This is a genomic window from Synechococcus sp. CS-1332, assembly GCF_025127995.1.
GTDB lineage: Bacteria > Cyanobacteriota > Cyanobacteriia > PCC-6307 > Cyanobiaceae > Cyanobium.
In genome coordinates this window covers 15,487-37,844 of sequence record NZ_JAHLYP010000004.1, presented here as the reverse complement: position 1 = coordinate 37,844, position 22,358 = coordinate 15,487, and the positions used below count along the sequence as shown (strand labels likewise).

Sequence of the window (22,358 nt, the reverse complement as noted above, 5' to 3'; positions counted from 1 at the left end):
CTTCTGACGACCCCCCGATCCGCCCCCCATGACCGTGACCCCCGTCGCCGACCCGACCGTCGGCAATCTGGCCACCCCCGTCAACAGCAGCTACTTCACCAAGGCCTTCCTGAACGCCCTGCCGGCGTACAGGCCCTCCCTCTCCCCCAACCGTCGTGGTCTTGAGGTGGGCATGGCCCACGGCTACTTCCTGTACGGACCCTTCGCCTACGCCGGCCCCCTGCGCGCCACCGAGTTCGCCAGCACTGCCGGCCTGCTGGCCGCCATCGGCCTGGTGTCGATCCTGACCGTCTGCCTGTCGATCTACGGAACCGCCGGCAGCGGTCCCAACGTCCAGCCCCCCGACGCCACCATCGACAACCCCCCCGCCGACCTGTTCACCAAAGCCGGCTGGGCGGAATTCGCCAGCGGCTTCTGGCTGGGTGGCTGCGGCGGCGCGGCCTTTGCCTGGTTCCTCTGCAGCACCGCGATTCAATCGCCACTGGCCAACATCGCCGGCGGCGTCTGGAGCGTCGGCTGAGCTAGCCCTGCTCACCGGATGTCCGCTGAAACCCTGCCTCGGCAGGGTTTTTTTATTGGCCAGGCAACGACTCTCGCCTCGGCCGGCCAGAGGCAAGGCGGTGGAGCCCGGTGCGGCGCCTGCTTGGTGGCAGAGAGCAGGCGTCACCGTGACATCGTTGCCAACCGCAGCGATCCGCTTATCGGCCAGCACCCCACCTATCACCTGCTTCAGCACACTCTTTGGGTTCGTGGGACGCCTTGTCCCGCCCAGAAGAGAGCGGCCTGGATCAAGAAACCCAGCCCCGTCAAACAACCGGACCTGATCGCCCAGAGCATCGAACCTGATCCAGCGATGACGGGGCCCTGAAGAGCGACCACCTAACAACAAGCTGGTCCCTGAAGGGATCGCAGGACAAGAAAAAACCCCCGGTGGTGACCGGGGGTATGGGGGTCCCTCGAAGATTCGAGAAGGGGCGTAGATGGGGCTCGGGAGCCGAGGCTCAGCCGAACTTGCCTGACGTCGACGCGATCAGGAAGGCCGCGTACGTAAGGATGTAGCCGATCGTGAAGTGGGCGAGACCCACCACACGGGCCTGAACGATCGAGAGAGCGACGGGCTTGTCGCGCCAGCCCACCAGGTTGGCGAGAGGCGTGCGCTGATGCGCCCAGACGATGGTTTCGATCAGCTCCTGCCAGTAACCCCGCCAGGAGATCAGGAACATGAAGCCGGTGGCCCACACCAGGTGGCCGAAGAGGAACATCCAGGCCCAGACGGCCAGGTTGTTGGATCCCATCGGGTTGTACCCGTTGATCAGCTGGGAGCTGTTGAGCCACAGGTAGTCGCGGAACCAGCCCATGAGATAGGTGCTGGATTCGTTGAACTGGGCCACGTTGCCCTGCCAGATGGCGAGGTGCTTCCAGTGCCAGTAGAAGGTGACCCAACCCACGGTGTTCAGGGCCCAGAAGACAGCCAGATAGAAGGCGTCCCAGGCCGAGATGTCGCAGGTGCCGCCACGGCCGGGGCCGTCGCAGGGGAAGGAGTAGCCGAAGTCCTTCTTATCTGGCATCAGCTTGGAACCCCGGGCATCCAGGGCCCCCTTCACCAGGATCAGGGTGGTGGTGTGCAGACCCAGGGCGATGGCGTGGTGGACCAGGAAGTCACCAGGGCCGATCTGCAGGAACAGGGAGTTGTTGCCTGCATTGATGGAATCCAGCCAACCGGGAAGCCAGGGGGCACCTGTGTTGGCGACGCTGCTGGGGTTGGCCAGCAGCACATCCATCCCGTAGAGGGCCTTGCCACTGGCGGCTTGAACGAACTGGGCGAAGACGGGCTCCACCAGGATCTGCTTCTCGGGGGTACCGAAGGCGACCACCACGTCGTTGTGGACGTAAAGACCCAGGGTGTGGAAGCCGAGGAACAGGGAGACCCAGCTCAGGTGGCTGATGATGGCTTCCTTGTGCTCAAGCATCCGGGCAAGAACGTTGTTCTTGTTGGCTTCCGGGTCGTAGTCGCGGATGAAGAAGATCGCACCGTGGGCAAAGGCACCGCACATCAGGAAGATGGCGATGTACTGGTGGTGCGTGTAGAGCGCCGCCTGGGTGGTGTAGTCCTTGGCGATGAACGCGTAGGACGGCAGCGCGTACATGTGCTGCGCCACCAGGCTCGTCGCCACACCAAGGGAAGCCAGGGCCAGGCCCAGCTGGAAATGGAGGGAGTTGTTGATGGTGTCGTACAGCCCCCTGTGACCGGCCCCGAGAGCGCCTCCGAAGGGAGTTCCCTTCGGAGGGTTATGGGCTTCGAGGATCTCCCGGATCGAGTGGCCAATCCCGAAGTTGGTCCGGTACATGTGGCCGGCGATCACGAAGATGCAACCGATGGCCAGATGGTGGTGGGCAATGTCCGTGAGCCACAGCGCTTCGGTCTGGGGGTGGAAACCACCCAGGAAGGTGAGGATCGCGGTGCCTGCTCCATCCGAGGTACCGAACAGCTGATTGGCGGTGTCGGGGTTCTGGGCATAGACCCCCCAGTTGCCGGTGAAGAACGGAGCCAGACCGGCGGGGTGGGGCGAGACCGAGAGGAAGTTGTCCCAACCGACGTGCTGTCCCCTGGATTCGGGAATGGCGACGTGGACCAGGTGACCGGTCCAGGCAATGGAACTGAAGCCGAACAGCACAGCCAGGTGATGGTTGAGCCGGGATTCGGCGTTCTTGAACCAGGCCAGGGAAGGCTGGAACTTGGGCTGGAGATGCAGCCAGCCGGCGAACAGGGCCCATGCCGAGAGGATCAGCATGAAGATGGAACCCTGGTAGAGCTCCATGTTGGTCGTCATGCCGATCGTGTACCACCAGTGGTACAGACCGGAATAGGCGATGTTCACCGGGGAGGAAGCGCCCGCCTGGGTGAAGGCGTCGATGGCGCCCTGCCCGAAGTGGGGATCCCAGATCGCGTGAGCGATGGGACGTACATGCAGCGGATCGGCGACCCACTGCTCAAAGTTGCCCTGCCAGGCGATATGGAACAGGTTGCCCGAAACCCAGAGGCCGATGATCGCCAGGTGACCGAAGTGGGTGGAGAACAGCTTTTGGTAAAGCCGCTCCTCCGTCATTCCGTCGTGGCTCTCGAAGTCGTGAGCCGTGGCGATGCCGTACCAGATACGGCGGGTTGTCGGGTCCTGTGCCAGACCCTGGCTGAACGAAGGAAATTTCGTTGCCATTGGGGAAGGTCAGGTGGAGGTCAGCCGACCGCGATGAGTCGGGACAGGAAGAAGGCCCAGGTGGTCGCGATACCGCCCAGCAGATAGTGGGCGACACCGACGGCACGGCCTTGGGTGATGGAAAGCGCCCGCGGTTGGATGGCGGGAGCCACCTTCAGCTTGTTGTGAGCCCAGACGATGGACTCAATCAGCTCCTGCCAGTAGCCGCGGCCACTGAAGAGGAACATGAGACTGAAGGCCCAGACGAAGTGGGCACCCAGGAACATCAGACCGTAGGCACTGGAGGACGAGCCGTAGCTGTTCACCACCTGGGCGGCCTGAGCCCACAGGAAGTCCCGGAGCCAGCCATTGATGGTGATGGCGCCCTGGGCGAAGTTGCCGTTGGTGATGTGCTGGACGGTGCCGTCAGCATTGACGGTGCCCCACACGTCGCTCTGCATCTTCCAGCTGAAGTGGAAAATGACGATCGACAGGGAGTTGTACATCCAGAACAGGCCGAGGAACACATGGTCCCAGGCCGACACCTGACAGGTACCGCCACGGCCTGGGCCGTCGCAGGGGAAGCGGAAGCCCAGGTTCGCCTTGTCGGGGACGAGGCGGGAGCTGCGCGCGTAGAGCACGCCCTTCAGCAGGATCAGCACGGTGACGTGGATCGTGAAGGCGTGGATGTGGTGGACCATGAAGTCGGCCGTTCCCAGGGGGATCGGCGCGGCGGCCACCTTGCCGCCAACGGCCACGACGGCGCCGTTGAACACTTCGCTCACACCAGCCAGCGCATTGGGAGCGGTGGTGCCGGCGGCAGCGGCGTGCAGACCCTGGATCCATTGCGCGAAGACGGGCTTCAGCTGGATCGCAGTGTCGCTGAACATGTCCTGGGGACGACCCAGGGCACTCATGGTGTCGTTGTGGATGTAGAGGCCGAAGCTGTGGAAGCCCAGGAAAATGCACACCCAGTTGAGGTGGCTGATCAGGGCATCACGGGCTTTCAGCACCCGATCCAGCACGTTGTCGACGTTCTTGGCCGGGTCGTAGTCGCGGATGAGTGCGATGGCCGAGTGAGCGCCGGCGCCGACGATAAAGAAGCCGCCGATCCACATGTGGTGGGTGAACAGCGACAGCTGGGTCGGGTAGTCGATGCCGATGTAGGGATACGGAGGCATCGCATACATGTGATGCGCCACGATGATCGTGAGCGAACCCAAGAGTGCGAGGTTGATACCCAGCTGGGCATGCCAGGAGGTGGTCAGGAATTCGTAGAGCCCATCGTGACCTTTGGGCGCGGGGAACAGCAGGGGATCGCCCTTCTGGCCCTCGAGAATTTCCTTGATGCTGTGGCCGATGCCCCAGTTGGTGCGGTACATGTGGCCAGCCACGATGAACAGCACCGCGATCGCCAGGTGGTGATGCGCAATGTCGGTCATCCAGAGGCTGCCGGTCACAGGATTCAGACCACCTTTGAAGGTGAGGAAATCGCTGTAGGCGGCCCAGTTGCCGGTGAAGAAGGCGGAGATCCCCGCGCCGAAGCCGGGGAACAACTGAGCCAGCAGATCCTGGTTGAGAAACTCGTGGGGGAGCGGGATGTCGGCCACCGAAGCGATGGTCTTGCCGTTCAGCACCAGCGGGTTGCCGGCGTCGATGGCGTCCATCAACTGGGTGGTGGGCAGCGACACGTGCAGCAGGTGACCTGTCCAGGACAGGGACCCGAGCCCGAGCAGGCCGGCCAGGTGGTGGTTGAGCATGGACTCAACGTTCTGGAACCACTCCAGCTTCGGCGCTGCCTTGTGGTAGTGGAAGACACCGGCGTTGAGCATCAGGCCGGCCATCACCAGAGCACCGATGGCGGTGCAGAGGAGTTGGAACTCGCTGGTGAAACCCCAGGCTCTCCACACGTGGAAGAGGCCGGAGGTGATCTGGATGCCGTGGAAGCCGGCACCCACATCGCCATTGAGAATTTCCTGGCCGAAGATCGGCCAGACCACCTGAGCACTGGGTTTGACGTGCAGGGGGTCGGCCAGCCAGCCGGTGTAGTTGGAGAAGCGGGCTCCGTGATAGAAGGCGCCGCTCAGCCAGATGAAGATGACGGCCAGATGGCCGAAGTGAGCGCTGAAGATCTTCCGGGAGACCTCTTCAAGATCGCTCGTGTGGCTGTCGAAATCGTGAGCGTTGGCGTGGAGGTTCCAAACCCAGGTGGTGGTTTTGGGACCTTTGGCGAGGGTGCGATCGAAATGCCCGGGCTTGCCGAGAACATCGAAGTCGACTGGAACGGGGTTCCGGTCAACCATGTCCTTCGCCTTGTTCCCACGCTCTGGTGGGCTGATGGTCATCGAGACGTTCCTCGAGGGACGGGGTCGAGGTGGAGGTCCACCCCTTCGACGGACGCCGGGGACAGGTCATGCGACCGTCCCGGGCCCATCGGTGGGCCCCATGGCCGGGAAGACCCGACCATGGGCACCAGTCGCGAGGTGGGGGAAATCCCTTGCCACGACTGGGGCTTTGGGCCCCGAAAGGGGACCGCTGGCGGAAGTATAGGGGTCGAAAACAAGGCGAATCGGCCGCCAGTTACAAAGGTTTAATCCCAGCGGTTCCAAGGCTGCGACAGCGGTCTGAGCGCGTGTTGTCAACAACGTAACAATCAGAGATAACGTGGGGTTTCTATAACCTGCTGCTGCATTTGTCGGCCATTTCGACAGCCGATCTGCCCCCTTCAGGCCCCGAAGCAGAATGGCGCCACGCATGAGGGAGCCCGCGTGAGCGACAGGGATGGGAGGCCAGGGGCCGCAGGGCGAGGGGCTGGCACGACGCCCGTGTGGGCCGCCCTGCTGACGGCGGTCCTCCTGCTGGTGCTCACCCTGGCTCCGCCGGCCGCCCTGGCCTTCACCCTGCCTGGCCGCCGGCCGCCCTCGCCGGCGGCACCGCCCCAGCTGCAGGGTCGTTCCAGCCAGCAGGAAGTGGCGCCCCCCCTGGCGGTGCAGCAGCTGCAGGAGGCCCTGGATGGGCGGCGGCCCCAGCTGGGGATCCTCTCCCCCGCCGACGGCGCCCTGCTGCCGGCCGGTCCCTGGACCCTGCGGCTTCAGGTGGAGGACTGGCCCCTGGTGGACGCCGGCCCCCTCGGCCTCGGCCCCCATGTGGTGGTGCAGCTGGATGGGGATCCCCCCCTGCCGCTGACCGGCACCACCACCACCATGCGGCCGCTGGAACCGGGCAGCCATCGGCTCACCGTCTATGCCGCCAGGCCCTGGGGCGAGGCGGTGAAAGGTCCGGGTGCCCAGCGCCAGATCCGGCTGCACCGGGTCGCGGCCAACCCCTTGAGCCAACCCGCCCCGGGCAGCCCCCAGCTGATTGCCGTCAGCCCCCGGGGAACGGCGGCCAGCACCCCCCTGCTGCTCGACTGGCTGCTGCTAGAGGCCCCGCTGCAGAACCTGCGCAGTGGTGATGCCAGCTGGCGACTGCGGGTCAGCCTCAACGGCGACAGCTTCCTGGTGGATCAACAGACGCCCCTCTGGCTGGAGGGCTGGCGCATGGGTAGCAATGCGATCCAGCTCGACCTGCTCGATGGCCTCGGCGAACCCCTCAACCCACCGTTCAACAGCCTGGTGTCCGAAGTGACCCTCCAGCCCGGCGCCGAAGCACCCCGCTGGCAGGGGGGTCGCCTGGAGCCCACGGAGCTGGCGATCCTGCTGGGCGAGGCGCCACCGCCGTCGGCGCCGGAGCCTGATCCAGAGCCCGAGTCCATACCCGAAGCGGAGGCCGAGGCCCTGATGGCAGCCGAGCCGGACCCTGAAGCCGAGCTGGGAACTGAGGACCAGCTTGGGGTCGGGAACCTGGCGGAGATCGAGGCTGCGACAACAGACGTTCCCGACCCACCGGTGCCCCCAACATCTGCTGAGGTGGCCGAGCCCCCCCTGGATGGGAGTGTGGCCCCGTGAGCGGCACCCATCGCTACATCGTCGGCCTCGGCTTCGGCGCGACGGCCACGCCGATGCTCGAGCGGCTCTCCCAGGCCGGCCTGCTGCAGATCGTGCGCGATCAAGGCGACAAGGCGGCGGCCGTCTGGCTGGCCGAGCAATGGGGGGCCGCCGAAGCGGTGGTGGCCGTCGGCGCCTGCGGCCTGGTGACCCGCCTGATCGCCCCCCTGATCGCAGACAAGGACAGCGATCCGGCCGTGCTGGTGGTGGATCCCCTGGGCCGGTTCGTGGTGCCGCTGCTGGGGGGCCACTACGCCGGCGGGGATCAGCTCAGCCAGGAGATCGCCGCCCTGATCGGCGGCGAGGCCGTGCTCACCGGCGCCAGCGCCGCCCGCGGCCGGCTGCCCCTGGATGCCTTCGGCCAGGCCTGGGGCTGGCGCCGGGGCGGGGGCGACTGGCGGGGCCTGATGGTGGAGGCAGCCCGCGACAACCGGATCAGCCTGCGGCAGGAGAGCGGCAACACCCTCTGGCAGACGTTGGAGGCCGCCGGCACTGGAGAGCCGGCCGGCCCGGCGGCCCTGGTGATCAGTCCCCACGGTGGCGACGGCTGCCGCTGGCATCCCCCCGCCCTGTGGCTGGGCCTCGGCTGCGAGCGGGACACGAGCCTGGCCGTGCTGGAGCGCCTGGTGGCGGAGGGGCTGGCGCAGCAGGGGCTGGCCCCCGAGGCCGTGGCCGGCCTGGCCAGCATCGATCGCAAGGGGGATGAGCCGGCCCTGCTGGCCCTCGCGGAGCAGCGGGGCTGGCCCCTGCGGCTTTACGACGCCCCCACCCTGGCGGAGGTGACCGTCCCCCATCCCTCTGAGGCGGTGGCCAGGGAGATGGGCACGCCCAGCGTGGCCGAGGCCGCCGCTCTCCAGGCAGCGTCCCAGGCGGGGGGGCCGGCCCGCCTGCTGGTGGAGAAGCGGATCGAGCGCGCCGGGGCCGGGGAGCGGGGTGCCGCCACCCTGGCGGTGGCCCTGGCCGGACGCCAGTGGGCTCCGCAGCGGGGCAGTCTGCAGTTGGTGGGCAGCGGTCCGGGTGCGCTCGCCCTGCTCACGGGCGAGGCCCGCCAGGCGTTGGCCGCCACGACAGTGTGGGTGGGCTACGGGCTCTACCTCGACCTGCTTGAACCGCTCCGGCGGCCCGACCAGCTGCGCCGCGAGGGTCGCCTGACCGAGGAAACGGCCCGTTGCGCCGAGGCCCTCGACCTGGCCCGCCAAGGCCTCGACGTGGCGCTGATCTCCTCAGGAGACAGCGGCATCTACGGCATGGCGGGGCTGGCCCTGGAGCTCTGGCTGCAGCTACCGGTCCTCGACCGTCCTGAATTCACGGTGCACCCGGGACTGTCGGCCCTGCAGCTGGCCGCCGCCCGGGCCGGCGCTCCGCTGATGCACGATTTCTGCACCATCAGCCTCAGCGACCGCCTCACCCCCTGGGAGGTGATCGAACGGCGGTTGAAGGGCGCCGCCAGCGGCGATTTCGTGGTGGCCCTTTACAACCCCCGTTCCCTGGGCAGGCCCTGGCAGCTTGGCCGGGCCATCGAACTGCTGGGCGAGGGCCGACCGGCCACCACGCCGGTGCTGCTGGCCCGTCAGCTCGGGCGCACCGAAGAGACGCTCAGCCTGCACACCCTGGACTCCCTGCCCGAAGACGAGGTGGACATGCTCACCCTGGTGCTGGTCGGCAACAGCTCCACCCGGGTTCAGGACGGCCGCATGGTGACCCCCCGCGGCTACCCAGGAGCAGCTCTGGCCTGAGGGCCGGCGTGAAAAAAATCGGGATGACAGGATTCGAACCTGCGGCCCCTTCGTCCCGAACGAAGTGCGCTACCAAGCTGCGCCACATCCCGATCGCCAAACTTTAGGGGATGGAGCGCGGCGGCCGTCCTGCCTACAGTCCGCCCAGCCCAGCGACCTCCGTGACCATCAGCGACCCCCGGCCCGCCCCTGCCAAGCCGCCCTGGTTGCGGGTCAAGGCGCCGCAGCGGGAACGGATCGGGGCGGTGGCGGACCTGCTGGTCGACCTCAAGCTCAACACGGTCTGCCAGGAGGCCAGCTGCCCGAACATCGGCGAGTGCTTCGCCGGCGGCACCGCCACCTTCCTGATCATGGGGCCGGGCTGCACCCGGGCTTGCCCCTACTGCGACATCGACTTCGACCGCAGCGTGCGGGCACTGGACCCCACCGAGCCCGAGCGACTGGGGGAAGCCGTGCGGCGCCTGGGCCTGAGCCATGTGGTGATCACCTCGGTCAACCGGGACGACCTGGCCGATGGCGGGGCCAGCCAGTTCGTCGCCTGCATCGAGGCCGTGCGCCGCAACGCGCCCCTGACCACGATCGAGGTGCTGCTGCCGGACCTCTGCGGCACCTGGGAAGCCCTTGCGGTGGTGATGGCGGCGGCGCCGGAGGTGCTCAATCACAACATCGAAACCGTGCCCCGGCTCTACCGGCAGGTGCGGCCCCAGGGGGTCTACGAACGCTCGCTGGAGCTGCTGCGCCGGGTGCGGGAGGGCTGGCCGCGCACCTACACCAAATCAGGCCTGATGGTGGGCCTGGGGGAAAGCGACGCCGAGGTGCAGAGCGTCATGGCCGATCTGCGCGCCCATGCCGTCGACATCGTCACGATCGGCCAGTACCTCTCCCCCGGCCCCAAACACCTGCCGGTGCAGCGCTTCGTTTCCCCTGAGGTGTTCGAAGGCTTCCGCCGCCACGGGGAAACCGACCTGGGCTTCCTGCAGGTGGTGAGCAGTCCGCTCACCCGGAGCAGTTATCACGCCGGCGAGGTGCGGCGCCTGATGCGCGAGCACCCGCGCTGATCAAGACTGGACCCAGATGGGGGATTCTGAATCCTCAGCACCCAGGGTCCGGTCATGAGCAAACTCGCCTCCCTCGGCCTTTTGGTGGCCCTGCTCACGCCGGGGGAGCCTGCCCAGGCCGTGCCGCACGTCTATTCGGACGTGGTGCTGGGGGTGAACGACCTGATGGCCTGCGTCGAGAACGCCAGGAAGGTGGCCAGCAAGAACGGCTTCACCGACGATGTCCAGGTGATCGGCACCGGCGAGACCCGCTCCGTGTACGCCGACCACACCAGCCTTCCCATGGCCCTCTCGATCAGCTGCAGCACAAAGCTGGGTGCCGCATCCATCGCCGTGGCCGGCATGAACAACGACGACACCTTTGCGTCGTTCAAGCAGGTCTACGACGACTTCTGAGCTGAACCGCAGGCCCGCTCAGGCCGCCACCGCTTCCCGTTGGATCAGGCCCACGGTGGCCTTCTCGCTGGGGGGCACCAGCACCTGGAAGCGGCCCTTCCACGTGGGCCAGTCAGCGAGGATCGCCGCGGCCCTGGTGCTGCCGGTGGCCTCCAGGTGGGCCTCCAGAAGAGGCCGCAGCAGCCCCTCCTGTTCAGGGGTGGTGAGGGGCAGCAGCTCCACCGACTCGGGGTTGAGGCGGGCGGCCAGGCCACCGCTCTCGTCGAGCAGGAAGGCCACCCCGCCGGTCATGCCGGCGGCCACGTTGCGGCCGGTGCCGCCCAGGACCACCACCACGCCGCCGGTCATGTACTCACAGCAGTGGTCGCCGACCCCCTCCACCACAGTGCGGGCGCCGCTGTTGCGCACGGCGAAGCGTTCGCCGGCCCGGCCGAGGGCGAACAGCTCACCTCCCGTGGCGCCATACAGGCAGGTGTTACCGAGGATCACCTGGTCGCCGGGGTCGTTGAGGCCGCTGGGGGGCACCACGGTGATGCGCCCCCCGTTGAGGCCCTTACCGACGTAATCGTTGGCCTCACCCACCAGGCGCAGGTCCATGCCCTGGAGCACGAAGGCGCCGAAGCTCTGGCCGGCCGCACCGTGGAAGGTGAGGGCCAGGCCCCCCTGGAAACCGGTGTTGCCATGCAGGGCCGCAATTTCACCGCTCAGGCGGGCCCCAACGCTGCGGTCGGTGTTGACGATCGGCAGCTGACGCACCACATGGCCATGGGCATCGATCGCCGCACGCAGCTCCGGATCAGCGAGCAGCTGGTCCTCGAGCACCGGGCCGTTGTCGTGGGCGACGTCGTCGTGGCGCAGCCAGGAGCGGTCGGCCGCCGCAGGGATCGGATCGAGCAGACAGGAGAGATCCAGGGCACCGGTCTTGGTGAGGCGGACGTCACGGGGAGCCAGCAGATCCGTGCGGCCGATCAGGTCCTCGAGGCGGGCCACGCCCAACACGCTGAGCAGCTGGCGCACCTCCTCGGCCACGAAGAAGAAGAAGTTGACGACCTGCTCGGGCAGGCCGGTGAAGCGCTTGCGCAGGGCTTCCTTCTGGGTAGCGACCCCCACCGGGCAGTTGTTGGTGTGGCAGACGCGGGCCATGATGCAGCCCTCGGCGATCATGGCCACGGAGCCGAAGCCGTACTCCTCGGCCCCCAGCAGGGCGGCGATCAGCACGTCCCAGCCGCTCTTGAGGCCCCCGTCGGCCCGCAGCAGGACGCGATCCCGCAAGCCGTTCTCCAGCAGGCTGCGGTGCACTTCCGTCAGGCCCAGCTCCCAGGGGCTGCCGGCGTGCTTGATCGAACTCAGCGGCGAGGCCCCGGTGCCGCCATCGTGGCCTGAGATCTGGATCACATCGGCATTGGCCTTGGCCACCCCAGCGGCGATCGTGCCGATGCCGATCTCGGCCACCAACTTCACCGAGACCCGGGCGGCGGGATTCACTTGGTGCAGGTCGTGGATCAGCTGGGCCAGATCCTCGATGGAATAGATGTCATGGTGCGGGGGCGGTGAGATCAGCGCCACGCCTGGCTTGCTGTTGCGCAACCAGGCGATATAGGCATCCACCTTGGGGCCAGGGAGCTGGCCACCTTCGCCGGGCTTGGCGCCCTGGGCCACCTTGATCTCCAGCTGCCGACCGCTGCGCAGGTAGGCCGGGGTGACGCCGAAGCGGCCCGAAGCGATCTGCTTGATGGCGGAGCAGGCGCTGTCGCCGTTGCGCAGGCCGCGCAGGGTGGGGAGGGTGGGCGAGTGACCGTCGCCGTCGACGTCGTTGAGGGGGTGATAGCGGGCCGGGTCCTCGCCGCCCTCGCCGCAGTTGCTCTTGCCGCCGATGCGGTTCATCGCCACCGCCAGCACCTCGTGGGCCTCCCGCGAGAGGGCCCCCAGGCTCATGCCACCGGTGCAGAAACGGCTGCAGATGCTCTCGACACTCTCCACCTGCTCGATCGGCAGGGGCACAGGGGCCGGCCTGAGCTCGAGCAGATCCCGCAAGGCGGTCACCGGCCGGTTCTCCAGCAGCGTGCGGTAGGTGGAGAAATGGTCGTAGCCAGGGCCGGCGGCGACGGCGGCGTGCAGGGCCTTGGCCATCTCCGGGTTGTTGAGGTGGAATTCCCCGCCGGTGCGGTACTGCACGAAGCCCATGAACTCCAGCTTGGTGCGGTTCAGCTCCGGGTAGGCCTTGGCATGGAAGGCCAGGGTCTCGCTGGCCAGATCCTGAAGGCTGAGGCCGGCGACCCGGCTGGTGGTGCCGGTGAAGGCCAGATCGATCAGATCGGCACCGATGCCGATGGCTTCGAAGATCTGGGCGCCGTGATAGCTGGCGAGCAGGGAGATTCCCATCTTGGAGAGGATCTTGCGCAGCCCTTCCTCAAGGGCCTTGCGCACGTTGGCCTGGGCCTTGTCGGCGTCGAGGGCGGGCAGTTTGCCCCGCTCGATCATCGACTGGGTGCGCGGATGGGCCAGCCAGTGGCGGGTGGTCTCCCAGGTGAGCCACGGGCAGACCGCACTGGCGCCGTAGCCGATCAGGCAGGCCAGGTGGTGGGTGCTCCAGCACTGGGCGGTGTCCACCACCAGGGAGCACTGCAGGCGCAGGCCGAGCCGCAGCAGGTGGTGGTGCACGGCACCCACCCCCAGCAGGGGCGGGATCGCCGTGGTGCCAGCGGAAATACCGCCATCGGGGCGGTCGGAGAGCACCAGGATCTGGAGGCCGCTGCGTACGGCCGCCTCCGCCTCGAAGCAGAGGCGATGCAGGGCCTGCTCAAGGCCGTCGGGGCCGCTGGCCACCGGCAGGAGCGTGGAGAGGGTGGTGAGCCCGAGGCCGTGGGAGCCCAGGGCCTGGAGTTCGGCCTCGTTGAGCACCGGGGTGGTGAGATGCAGCACGGCGGCACCGGAGGCATCCGGCCGCAGGGCCGAACCGCGCCGGCCCAGGTGCATCTCCAGGCTCATGACCAGCTTCTCGCGCAGCGGGTCGATGGGGGGGTTCGTGACCTGGGCGAAGCGCTGCTTGAAGTAGTCGTAGAGGAGATGGGGCTTTGAGGAGAGCACCGCCAGGGGGATGTCGTCACCCATGCAGTAGGTGGGTTCCTTGCCCTGGCCAGCCATGTCCTCGATCACCAGATCCAGGTCCTCGGCCGTGAAGCCAGAGGCCGTCTGGTGCTGCAGGAGCTCGAGGTCGCCCAGGGAATGCTCCTTCTGCCAGGTGCCGGGGGTGAGGCTGCGGCGATGGTCGAGCAGCCAGCCGGCATAGGGAAGCCGCGCCGCGGTCTCCTCTTTCACATCCCAGTTGCGCAGCAGACGGTGCTGCTCCAGATCCACGGCCAGCATCTGGCCAGGGCCGAGGCGTCCCTTCTCGATGATGCGGGATTCCTCCAGCTCCACCACGCCCGTCTCGGAGCCCATCACCACGTAACCGTCGCTGGTGATGCAGTAGCGGGCGGGACGCAGGCCGTTGCGATCCAGGGTGGCCCCCACCATGCGGCCATCGCTGAAGACCAGCAAAGCGGGGCCGTCCCAGGGCTCCTGCAGACAGGCGCTGTATTCGTAAAAGGCCTTGATCGCCGGGCGCTCGTCAAGCTCGGGCTGGTCGCGGAAGGCCTCCGGCACCAGGGTGAGCAGGCTGTCGGTGATCGGCCGGCCGCTGCGCACCATCAGTTCGAGGGTGGCGTCGAGATTGGCCGAATCGCTGAAGGCGGCGTTGACCAGGGGCCGCAGGTCCCGGGCGGCATCGCCCCAGACGGCCTCGAGATGGGATTCGGCGGCCCTGGCCCAGTTGATGTTGCCCAGCAGCGTATTGATCTCGCCGTTGTGGCCCAGAAGGCGCATCGGCTGGGCCAGGGGCCAGCGGGGCAGGGTGTTGGTGCTGAAGCGGCGGTGGTACACAGCAAAGGCGACGCTGAAACGTTCGTCGCGCAGGTCGGCGTAGAAGGCATCGAGCACCTCCGAACGCACCATGCCCTTGTAAACGACGGTGCGGCCGCTGATCGAGGCGAAATAGAGATCGGTGGTGTCGTCGCCCCACACCTCCCTCACCCGGTCGACCGCACGACGCCGCAGGCGGAACAGCAGGGATTCGAGGGCATCCACATCAGCCATGACGCCGGGCACGGCATCAGGGGCGGCCAGCAGCCACTGCTCGATGGCCGGGGCGTTCTCCCGGGCCAGGGGCCCGAGCACCTCGGGGACGATGGGGACGTCCCGCCAGCCGAGGCTGAGCAGCCCGAGGCGCTCGGCCTCCTCGTCGCAGATCCGGCGGGCCAGGTCGCGCCGTTCCTCGTCGGCGGGCAGGAACAGCATTCCCAGGCCCCGCACCATGGCCGTGGAGGCGGCGGCCGCTGGCCAGACGGCCTCCAAGTAGATCCAGGGGATCGCGGTCAGCAGACCGGCCCCGTCGCCGGAATCCCCATCACCGCCGCAGCCGCCCCGGTGCTCCATGCAACGGAGGCCCCGCAGAGCCTGCTGGAGCACCCAGTGGTTGGGCACCCCATCGAGGTGGGCCAGGAAACCCACGCCGCACGCGTCCGTCTCTCCAGGGCCTGGGGCCGAGCTGTCGCGATGGGGCCAGAGCGGAGCGGAGGAGGACATAGGCCGAGGTGGTGCTGCTGAAACGGAGCTGGAGATGGCTTGAAAAACCAAGCCTGAAGATGCCGGCAGGGTGGAACCGCCGAGGAGCTGCCGTGTCATCCGTGCAGCGGCCGTGTCCGCGACGACAGGGCGAGCCGCCAATCCTAGGCAGCTGCCCCTACCTGAAAGTGATGGGACTAACTTTTTCTATTGACCGGCAGGACTCCGTTGATGGCCAGGACCCTTCCGATCGCCTTCTTCCTGCTGGCCCTGATCGGCGGCTCACCGGTCACCCGGGCGGCCCCGCCACCAATGCCACCGGCTCTGCCGGAGCTGGAACCCCCGCGCCGCAGCCGGCCCCAGCCTTTGCCGGTGCGCCCCACGGCGGAGGTCGGTGGCACCCGGCTGGCGCTGAACGGCCTCAGCCAGCAGGCCGCCTGGCGCTGGGGGGGGCTGGAGGCCCGCCAGCCCCAGGCGCTGTGGCTGCCCTTGGAGGTGCTGGAAGGCCAGCTGGGCTTCAGTAGCCGGTCCAGGCCCGACGGGGGCCTGGCGCTGGAGTGGTTCGGCCGGGAACTGGTGGTGCCCCCCGGCCAGCAGCGGTCGCTGGCGGATGAGGTGGCCGTCGATGTGGCGGCGATCCTGCGCGACGTCGGCGTGGCGGTGGAGCGCCGCGGCGAACTGCTGGATCTGCGCCTGCCGGCGCCCCGTCTGCTCCAGGTGCGCAGCTCCGAGCAAGCCGGCTTCCGGCGGGTGGTGCTCGACCTCGATGGCCCCACCCTGGTGCGCAGCAGCGATGGCGGCGTCCAGCTGACCCTGCTCAGCCGGGCCGACCAGCTGGCCCAGCTCACCGCCCGGGGCCTGCGCAGCGGTTCCGACGGCGTGGTCCTGAACCTGAGCGTCCCGGGTGTCACCGCCCCCCTGCGCCTGTTCACCCTGGGGGAGCCCGCCCGGGTGGTCATTGACCTGCCCCAGAGCGGCACCGCCACCGGCACGGCAACGACGCCACCGACGGCTCCGGCGCCGATCGATCCGCGGCTTCTGGCGCTGCTGGGGCCGCAGCTGCGCTGGGACCAGCAGGTGCGCGCCGTGGGGGGCACCAGGGTCCAGATCAATGCCGTCAGGATCGATCCCCGCAGCGGGCCGCTGGAACTGCGGACCCTCAGCCGTCCCGATGGGATGGCGGGCCTGAGCTCCCTGGCGACCCTGGCCCAGCGCCAGGACGCCCTGGTGGCGATCAACGGCGGCTTCTTCAACCGGGTGCGCCGGCTTCCCCTCGGTGCCCTGCGGGACCAGGGCCGCTGGCTCTCCGGGCCGATCCTCAACCGCGGCGCCGTGGGCTGGGATCGCCGCAGCCTGCCGCGCTTCGGGCGCCTGCGGCTGGACGAATGGATCAGCGATGACCGTGGCCAGCGCTGGCCGCTGCTGACCGTGAACAGCGGCTACGCCCAGCGGGGCCTGAGCCGCTACACCGCCGAGTGGGGCCGGCTCTACCAGGCCCTGACCGGCTCGGAGACGGGCGTGATGCTGCGTGGCAGCCGTGTGCAGCGGCGGATCGGCAGCAAGGAGCTGGCGGCGGGGGTGGCGCTGCAGCCGGAGGACACCCTGGTGGTGGCCCGCGGCGGGGCCGCCCTGCCCTGGAATGAAGGGGAGACACTGCGCCTCGACAGTCGCCCCAGCGACCCCTTGGGCAACGCCAGCTCGGTGATGGGAGGCGGGCCGCTGCTGCTCCAGAACGGCCGCATCGTGCTCAACGGCAGCGCCGAAGGGTTCGGAGCCGCCTTCCTGCGCCAGGGGGCCCCCCGCACGGTTGTGGGCAGTGATGGCAGCCTCCTCTGGCTGGTGACCTTGGAGGGCGCCGGCGGCGGCGGCGGCCCCACTCTCTCCGAGACCGCCTGGCTGCTGCAGCAGCTGGGGCTGGTGGATGCGCTCAACCTCGACGGCGGCAGTTCCACGGGCCTGGTGATGGGCGGCAGCCACCGGGTCAAGGGCCGGGGTGTGGCCGGCTCTGTTCACAACGGGCTGGGCTTGGTGCCGATCGGTGGGGGCGAGGGGGCCAACAGCCAGCGGCTGGCAAACTGATGCGATTCGCCACTCCACCGTGCCCCGGGGCCACAGCCTTCGCCTCACCCCCGCCGCCGCCGCCGAGCTGTGCCGCCAGGCGGCCGTGGCGGGCACCCCGGGGATGATGCACCTGGAGCTGCTGGAGGGGGCCTGCGAAGCCTGGGCGATCCGGCTGCGCCCCGGCCACCTGGCCGGCACCCCCGTGGCCCGGGCCGACGGCATCACCCTTTATTCGCCTGGCGAGCAGTTGCCCATGCTGCGGGGCCTGCAGCTCGACTACAGGGGCGACCTCAGCGGCGGTGGCTTTTTGGTGCGCCCTGGGCCTGGCGTGCGCACCTGCGCCTGCGGTGCCGCCTTCAGTCGCGAACCCTGAGGGGGACGGCGACGAAGTAAGGTGTCGGATTGTCGAAACAGTCGGACAACCGACCTGTCCACCCGACCCGTCCACTCAGACGTCCACTCCGAGCAGCACCCCGGCTTTCGATGCCCACTATCCAGCAGCTGATCCGCACCGAGCGGCAGCGTCTCACCCGCAAGACGAAGTCGCCCGCCCTGCGCGCCTGCCCCGAGCGGCGTGGCGTCTGCACCAGGGTGTACACCTCCACCCCGAAGAAGCCCAACTCAGCGCTGCGCAAGGTGGCCCGGGTGCGCCTCACCTCCGGGTTTGAGGTCACGGCCTACATCCCCGGCATCGGCCACAACCTTCAGGAGCACTCGGTGGTTCTGATCCGCGGCGGCCGCGTCAAGGATCTGCCCGGTGTCCGGTACCACATCATCCGCGGGACCCTCGACACCTCAGGGGTCAAGGACCGGCGGCAGTCCCGCTCCAAGTACGGCGCCAAGACACCGAAGGCCTGAGCCTTCGCTTCACCGGCTCCCCGCGGCCGGACCAGCCCTCTCCCGCTTTTTCTCCCTCCGTTCCATGTCCCGCCGCAACGCCGCCGAGAAACGCCCGGTACTCCCGGATCCTCAGTTCAACAGCCGTCTGGCCTCGATGATCGTGGCCCGGCTGATGAAGCACGGCAAGAAATCCACGGCCCAGCGCATCCTTTCCGATGCCTTCACCCTGATCAACGAGCGCACCGGCGCCGACCCGCTTGACCTGTTCGAAACGGCGGTACGCAACGCCACCCCCTTGGTGGAAGTGCGCGCCCGACGGGTCGGTGGCGCCACCTATCAGGTGCCGATGGAAGTGCGCCAGGAGCGTGGCACCGCGATGGCGCTGCGCTGGCTGGTCAACTTCTCCCGGGCCCGCAACGGCCGGAGCATGGCCCAGAAACTGGCCGGTGAGCTGATGGACGCGGCCAACGAAGCCGGCAGTGCCGTCCGCAAGCGGGAGGAGACACACAAGATGGCCGAAGCCAACAAGGCCTTCGCCCACTACCGCTACTAAGCCATCCCAGAGGGGCCGGATCCCTGGGCTGATCCGGTTTCCACAGATCGATCCATCACCGGTCTGTAAAATTACGCCCGCTTTTTGTCGACCCACCCCCGGAGAACTTTCCCGTGGCCCGCGCCTACCCCCTGGAACGCGTCAGAAATATTGGTATTGCCGCTCACATTGACGCGGGCAAGACCACCACGACCGAACGGATTCTGTTCTATTCCGGCGTGGTTCACAAGATGGGCGAGGTGCACGATGGCGCCGCCGTCACCGACTGGATGGAGCAGGAGCGAGAGCGTGGAATCACCATCACCGCTGCCGCCATCTCCACCAGTTGGAAAGACAACCGGATCAACATCATCGACACGCCCGGCCACGTCGATTTCACGATCGAGGTGGAGCGCTCGATGCGGGTGCTCGACGGCGTCGTTGCGGTGTTCTGCGCCGTGGGTGGCGTGCAGCCCCAGTCGGAAACTGTCTGGCGCCAGGCCGATCGCTACAACGTGCCCCGGATCGTCTTCGTCAACAAGATGGATCGCACCGGTGCCAACTTCCTGAAGGTCTACGATCAGATCAAGGATCGCCTCAAGGCCAACGCCGTTCCCATCCAGCTGCCGATCGGAGCGGAGGGTGATCTCAAGGGCATCATCGACCTGGTGCGCAATAAAGCGATCATCTATACCAATGATCTCGGCACCGACATCCTCGAAGAGGAGATTCCCGCCGACATGCAGGACGAGGCCGCGGAGTGGCGTCAGAAGCTGATGGAATCGGTGGCCGAGACCGATGAAGAGCTGATTGAAGCCTTCCTTGAGAACGGTGAGCTCACCCAGGAGCAACTGATGCGTGGCATTCGCCTCGGGGTGCTGCAACACGGCATGGTGCCGATCCTCTGCGGCTCCGCCTTCAAAAACAAGGGCGTCCAGCTGGTGCTTGATGCGGTGGTTGACTACCTGCCTGCCCCCGTCGATGTGCCGCCGATCCATGGCCTCCTGGCCGACGGCAGCGAAGCCACCCGCGCCTGCGACGACAGCGCCCCCTTCAGTGCCCTGGCCTTCAAGGTCATGGCCGACCCCTACGGCAAGCTCACCTTCATCCGCATGTATAGCGGCGTGCTGCAGAAGGGCAGCTACGTGCTCAACTCCACCAAGGACAAAAAGGAGCGCATTTCCCGCCTGATCCTGCTCAAGGCCGATGAGCGCGAGGAGGTCGACGAGCTGCGGGCCGGTGACCTGGGTGCCGTTCTTGGCCTCAAGGACACCACCACGGGCGACACCCTCTGCGTCGACTCCGATCCGATCATCCTGGAATCCCTGTTCATCCCCGAACCGGTGATCTCCGTGGCCGTGGAGCCCAAGACCAAGGGCGACATGGAGAAACTCGGCAAGGCCCTGCAGTCCCTCTCCGAGGAAGACCCCACCTTCCGGGTCTCCACCGATCCGGAAACCAACCAGACCGTGATCGCCGGCATGGGCGAACTGCACCTGGAGATCCTGGTCGACCGCATGCTGCGGGAGTTCAAGGTGGAGGCCAACATCGGCGCCCCCCAGGTGTCCTACCGGGAAACCATCCGCGGTAGTGCCAAGGGTGAGGGCAAATTCGCCCGCCAGACAGGCGGCAAGGGCCAGTACGGCCACGTGGTGATCGAAATGCAGCCCGGCGAGCCGGGTTCAGGGTTCGAATTCGTCAACAAGATCGTTGGCGGCATCGTTCCCAAGGAGTACATCGGTCCGGCGGAAGCCGGCATGAAGAAAACCTGCCAGTCCGGTGTGATTGCCGGTTTCCCCATGATCGATGTCCGGGTCACCATGGTGGACGGCTCCTATCACGACGTCGACTCTTCGGAGATGGCGTTCAAGATCGCGGGTTCCTTGGCCTTCAAAGATGGCGTCAAGAAGTGCAATCCCGTACTGCTTGAGCCGATGATGAAGGTTGAGGTCGAGGTCCCCGAGGATTACCTCGGTTCGGTCATCGGCGACCTTTCCTCCCGCCGCGGTCAGGTCGAAGGACAGTCCGTCGACAACGGACAGTCCAAAGTCCAGTCCAAAGTGCCTCTGGCCGAAATGTTCGGCTACGCCACCCAGCTCCGATCCATGACCCAGGGTCGGGGTATCTTCTCGATGGAGTTCAGCCATTACGAGGAAGTTCCTCGCAATGTGGCGGAAGCCATCATCTCCAAGAATCAGGGCAATTCCTGATCTTTCTTTCCATCCAACCCACCCCCCCGATTCTTTCCTTCCATGGCACGCGAGAAGTTCGAGAGGAACAAGCCTCACGTCAACATCGGCACCATCGGTCACGTTGACCACGGCAAGACCACCCTCACCGCCGCCATCACCAACGTGCTGGCGTCCCAGGGCATGGCCAAGGCCCAGGCCTACGACGAGATCGATGGAGCCCCTGAGGAGAAGGAGCGGGGGATCACGATCAACACGGCCCACGTCGAGTACGAGACCACCAAGCGTCACTACGCCCACGTCGACTGCCCGGGCCACGCCGACTACGTCAAGAACATGATCACCGGTGCCGCCCAGATGGACGGCGCCATCTTGGTGGTCGCCGCCACTGACGGCCCCATGGCCCAGACCAAGGAGCACATCCTGCTGGCCAAACAGGTGGGCGTGCCCGCGCTGGTGGTCTTCCTCAACAAGAAGGACATGGTCGACGACGAGGAGATCCTCGAACTCGTCGAACTGGAGATGCGTGAACTGCTCAGCAGCTACGACTTCCCCGGCGACGACATCCCCGTGATCGCCGGTTCGGCCCTTAAGGCCCTCGAGTACATCCAGGGCGGCAAGAAGGCGGTGCGTGGCGAAGACGAGTGGGTCGACAAGATCCTCGACCTGATGGACGCGGTTGACGAGTCGATCCCAGAGCCCGAGCGTGAGATCGACAAGCCCTTCCTGATGGCCGTCGAAGACGTCTTCTCGATCACCGGCCGCGGCACCGTCGCCACCGGCCGAATCGAGCGCGGCAAGGTGAAAGTGGGCGAAACCGTCCAGATCGTTGGCATCCGCGACACGCGGGAAACCACCGTCACGGGTGTGGAAATGTTCCGCAAGCTGCTCGACGAGGGCATGGCCGGTGACAACGTCGGTCTGCTCCTGCGCGGCGTCCAGAAAGAAGACATCGAGCGCGGCATGGTGCTGGTGAAGCCCAACTCCATCAAGCCCCACACCAAGTTCGAAGGTGAGGTCTACGTGCTCAAGAAGGAAGAGGGTGGCCGCCACACCCCCTTCTTCGCCGGCTACCGCCCGCAGTTCTACATCCGCACCACCGACGTGACCGGCCAGATCACCGCCTTCACCGCCGATGACGGCACCAACGTGGAGATGGTGATGCCCGGCGACCGCATCAAGATGAGCGCCGAGCTCATCTGCCCGGTCGCCATCGAGCAGGGCATGCGCTTCGCCATTCGCGAAGGCGGCCGCACCATCGGTGCCGGCGTGGTGTCCAAGATCGTTCTGTGAGGCTGATCTAGCCTTTTGGCGGGAGCCTCTCCTGAGGGAGGCTCCCCTTTTCGGAACCACCGGTTCCCTGTGCACCTCGACAATCCATTCCAGCGGCGCTGCCGCCGCCCTCCGCCCGCGCTTCCCTTCCGATGACCGCCTCCATCCCCCAGCAGAAGATCCGCATCCGCCTGAAGGCCTTCGATCGCCGCATGCTGGATCTCTCCTGCGAAAAAATCATCGAAACCGCTGATCACACCGCTGCCACGGCGATCGGCCCGATCCCCCTGCCCACCAAGCGCAAGATTTACTGCGTGCTGCGCTCGCCTCACGTTGACAAGGATTCCCGTGAGCACTTCGAGACCCGCACCCACCGCAGGATCATCGACATCTACAGCCCGAGCTCCAAGACCATCGACGCGCTCATGAAGCTCGACCTGCCGAGTGGTGTGGACATCGAGGTCAAGCTCTGATGGCAATGGGGCCTTTCGG

At 67.1% G+C, this 22,358-nt stretch carries 15 protein-coding genes and 1 tRNA gene; 12 read left to right on the top strand and 4 right to left on the bottom strand.

What is annotated here, in order from left to right:
* Nucleotides 1–28 precede the first annotated feature (28 nt).
* On the top strand, nt 29–520 hold the full coding sequence (locus KQ305_RS00390; protein WP_259723496.1) for a photosystem I reaction center subunit XI: 492 nt from the start codon (nt 29–31) through the stop codon (nt 518–520).
* 481 nt (nt 521–1,001) lie between these two features.
* On the opposite strand, the gene psaB is transcribed toward KQ305_RS00390, so the two are convergent.
* Nucleotides 1,002–3,215: a photosystem I core protein PsaB gene (gene psaB, locus KQ305_RS00385; protein ID WP_259723495.1), complete on the bottom strand. Its 2,214-nt coding sequence runs from the start codon at nt 3,213–3,215 to the stop codon at nt 1,002–1,004.
* 20 nt (nt 3,216–3,235) lie between these two features.
* Entirely contained in the window at nt 3,236–5,539 is a 2,304-nt protein-coding gene (psaA, locus tag KQ305_RS00380) for a photosystem I core protein PsaA (RefSeq protein WP_259723494.1), read from the bottom strand.
* A 480-nt stretch (nt 5,540–6,019) separates the two neighbouring features.
* Here psaA and KQ305_RS00375 point away from each other — a divergent pair, with 480 nt between their 5' ends.
* Both KQ305_RS00375 and cobJ read left to right on the top strand, forming a co-directional pair.
* On the top strand, nt 6,020–7,141 hold the full coding sequence (locus KQ305_RS00375; RefSeq protein ID WP_259723493.1) for a hypothetical protein: 1,122 nt from the start codon (nt 6,020–6,022) through the stop codon (nt 7,139–7,141).
* Nucleotides 7,142–7,194: 53 nt separating this feature from the next.
* A complete protein-coding gene (gene cobJ, locus KQ305_RS00370) occupies nt 7,195–8,916 on the top strand; it encodes a precorrin-3B C(17)-methyltransferase (RefSeq protein ID WP_259723522.1) in 1,722 nt (573 codons plus the stop codon).
* A gap of 18 nt (nt 8,917–8,934) precedes the next feature.
* Here cobJ and KQ305_RS00365 read toward each other — a convergent pair.
* Nucleotides 8,935–9,008: transfer RNA gene (locus KQ305_RS00365), tRNA-Pro, on the bottom strand.
* A gap of 75 nt (nt 9,009–9,083) precedes the next feature.
* On the opposite strand from KQ305_RS00365, the gene lipA reads away from it, so the two are divergent.
* Complete coding sequence (gene lipA, locus KQ305_RS00360; RefSeq protein WP_399230117.1) at nt 9,084–9,974, top strand: lipoyl synthase; 891 nt, start codon at nt 9,084–9,086, stop codon at nt 9,972–9,974.
* A gap of 54 nt (nt 9,975–10,028) precedes the next feature.
* Nucleotides 10,029–10,370 (top strand): hypothetical protein, encoded by a 342-nt coding sequence (locus tag KQ305_RS00355; RefSeq protein ID WP_259723491.1) that lies wholly within the window; start codon nt 10,029–10,031, stop codon nt 10,368–10,370.
* 18 nt (nt 10,371–10,388) lie between these two features.
* On the opposite strand, the gene gltB is transcribed toward KQ305_RS00355, so the two are convergent.
* Nucleotides 10,389–14,993 (bottom strand): glutamate synthase large subunit, encoded by a 4,605-nt coding sequence (gene gltB, locus KQ305_RS00350; protein WP_259723490.1) that lies wholly within the window; start codon nt 14,991–14,993, stop codon nt 10,389–10,391.
* A gap of 210 nt (nt 14,994–15,203) precedes the next feature.
* On the opposite strand from gltB, the gene KQ305_RS00345 reads away from it, so the two are divergent.
* From KQ305_RS00345 to rpsJ, 7 genes are all read left to right on the top strand, one after another.
* On the top strand, nt 15,204–17,051 hold the full coding sequence (locus KQ305_RS00345; RefSeq protein WP_259723489.1) for a phosphodiester glycosidase family protein: 1,848 nt from the start codon (nt 15,204–15,206) through the stop codon (nt 17,049–17,051).
* A gap of 19 nt (nt 17,052–17,070) precedes the next feature.
* Entirely contained in the window at nt 17,071–17,406 is a 336-nt protein-coding gene (locus KQ305_RS00340) for an AIR synthase (RefSeq protein ID WP_259723488.1), read from the top strand.
* A 110-nt stretch (nt 17,407–17,516) separates the two neighbouring features.
* Nucleotides 17,517–17,891, top strand: a complete 375-nt coding sequence (gene rpsL / locus KQ305_RS00335; protein ID WP_015109448.1) for a 30S ribosomal protein S12 — start codon at nt 17,517–17,519, stop codon at nt 17,889–17,891.
* A gap of 64 nt (nt 17,892–17,955) precedes the next feature.
* Nucleotides 17,956–18,426, top strand: a complete 471-nt coding sequence (gene rpsG, locus KQ305_RS00330; RefSeq protein WP_015109449.1) for a 30S ribosomal protein S7 — start codon at nt 17,956–17,958, stop codon at nt 18,424–18,426.
* Between the two features lie 113 nt (nt 18,427–18,539).
* A complete protein-coding gene (gene fusA, locus KQ305_RS00325; protein WP_259723487.1) occupies nt 18,540–20,615 on the top strand; it encodes an elongation factor G in 2,076 nt (691 codons plus the stop codon).
* A 42-nt stretch (nt 20,616–20,657) separates the two neighbouring features.
* A complete protein-coding gene (gene tuf, locus KQ305_RS00320; protein ID WP_259723486.1) occupies nt 20,658–21,887 on the top strand; it encodes an elongation factor Tu in 1,230 nt (409 codons plus the stop codon).
* Between the two features lie 131 nt (nt 21,888–22,018).
* Entirely contained in the window at nt 22,019–22,339 is a 321-nt protein-coding gene (gene rpsJ, locus KQ305_RS00315; RefSeq protein ID WP_015109452.1) for a 30S ribosomal protein S10, read from the top strand.
* Nucleotides 22,340–22,358: the final 19 nt, after the last annotated feature.

Bases quoted from the DNA above. Each gene is read 5' to 3' on its own strand.
- KQ305_RS00390 (WP_259723496.1), top strand. From the start codon at position 29: ATGACCGTGACCCCCGTCGCCGACCCGACCGTCGGCAATCTGGCCACC.
- psaB (WP_259723495.1), bottom strand. From the start codon at position 3,215: ATGGCAACGAAATTTCCTTCGTTCAGCCAGGGTCTGGCACAGGACCCG.
- psaA (WP_259723494.1), bottom strand. From the start codon at position 5,539: ATGACCATCAGCCCACCAGAGCGTGGGAACAAGGCGAAGGACATGGTT.
- cobJ (WP_259723522.1), top strand. From the start codon at position 7,195: ATGCTCGAGCGGCTCTCCCAGGCCGGCCTGCTGCAGATCGTGCGCGAT.
- KQ305_RS00355 (WP_259723491.1), top strand. From the start codon at position 10,029: ATGAGCAAACTCGCCTCCCTCGGCCTTTTGGTGGCCCTGCTCACGCCG.
- gltB (WP_259723490.1), bottom strand. From the start codon at position 14,993: ATGTCCTCCTCCGCTCCGCTCTGGCCCCATCGCGACAGCTCGGCCCCA.
- KQ305_RS00345 (WP_259723489.1), top strand. From the start codon at position 15,204: ATGGCCAGGACCCTTCCGATCGCCTTCTTCCTGCTGGCCCTGATCGGC.
- rpsL (WP_015109448.1), top strand. From the start codon at position 17,517: ATGCCCACTATCCAGCAGCTGATCCGCACCGAGCGGCAGCGTCTCACC.
- rpsG (WP_015109449.1), top strand. From the start codon at position 17,956: ATGTCCCGCCGCAACGCCGCCGAGAAACGCCCGGTACTCCCGGATCCT.
- tuf (WP_259723486.1), top strand. From the start codon at position 20,658: ATGGCACGCGAGAAGTTCGAGAGGAACAAGCCTCACGTCAACATCGGC.
- rpsJ (WP_015109452.1), top strand. From the start codon at position 22,019: ATGACCGCCTCCATCCCCCAGCAGAAGATCCGCATCCGCCTGAAGGCC.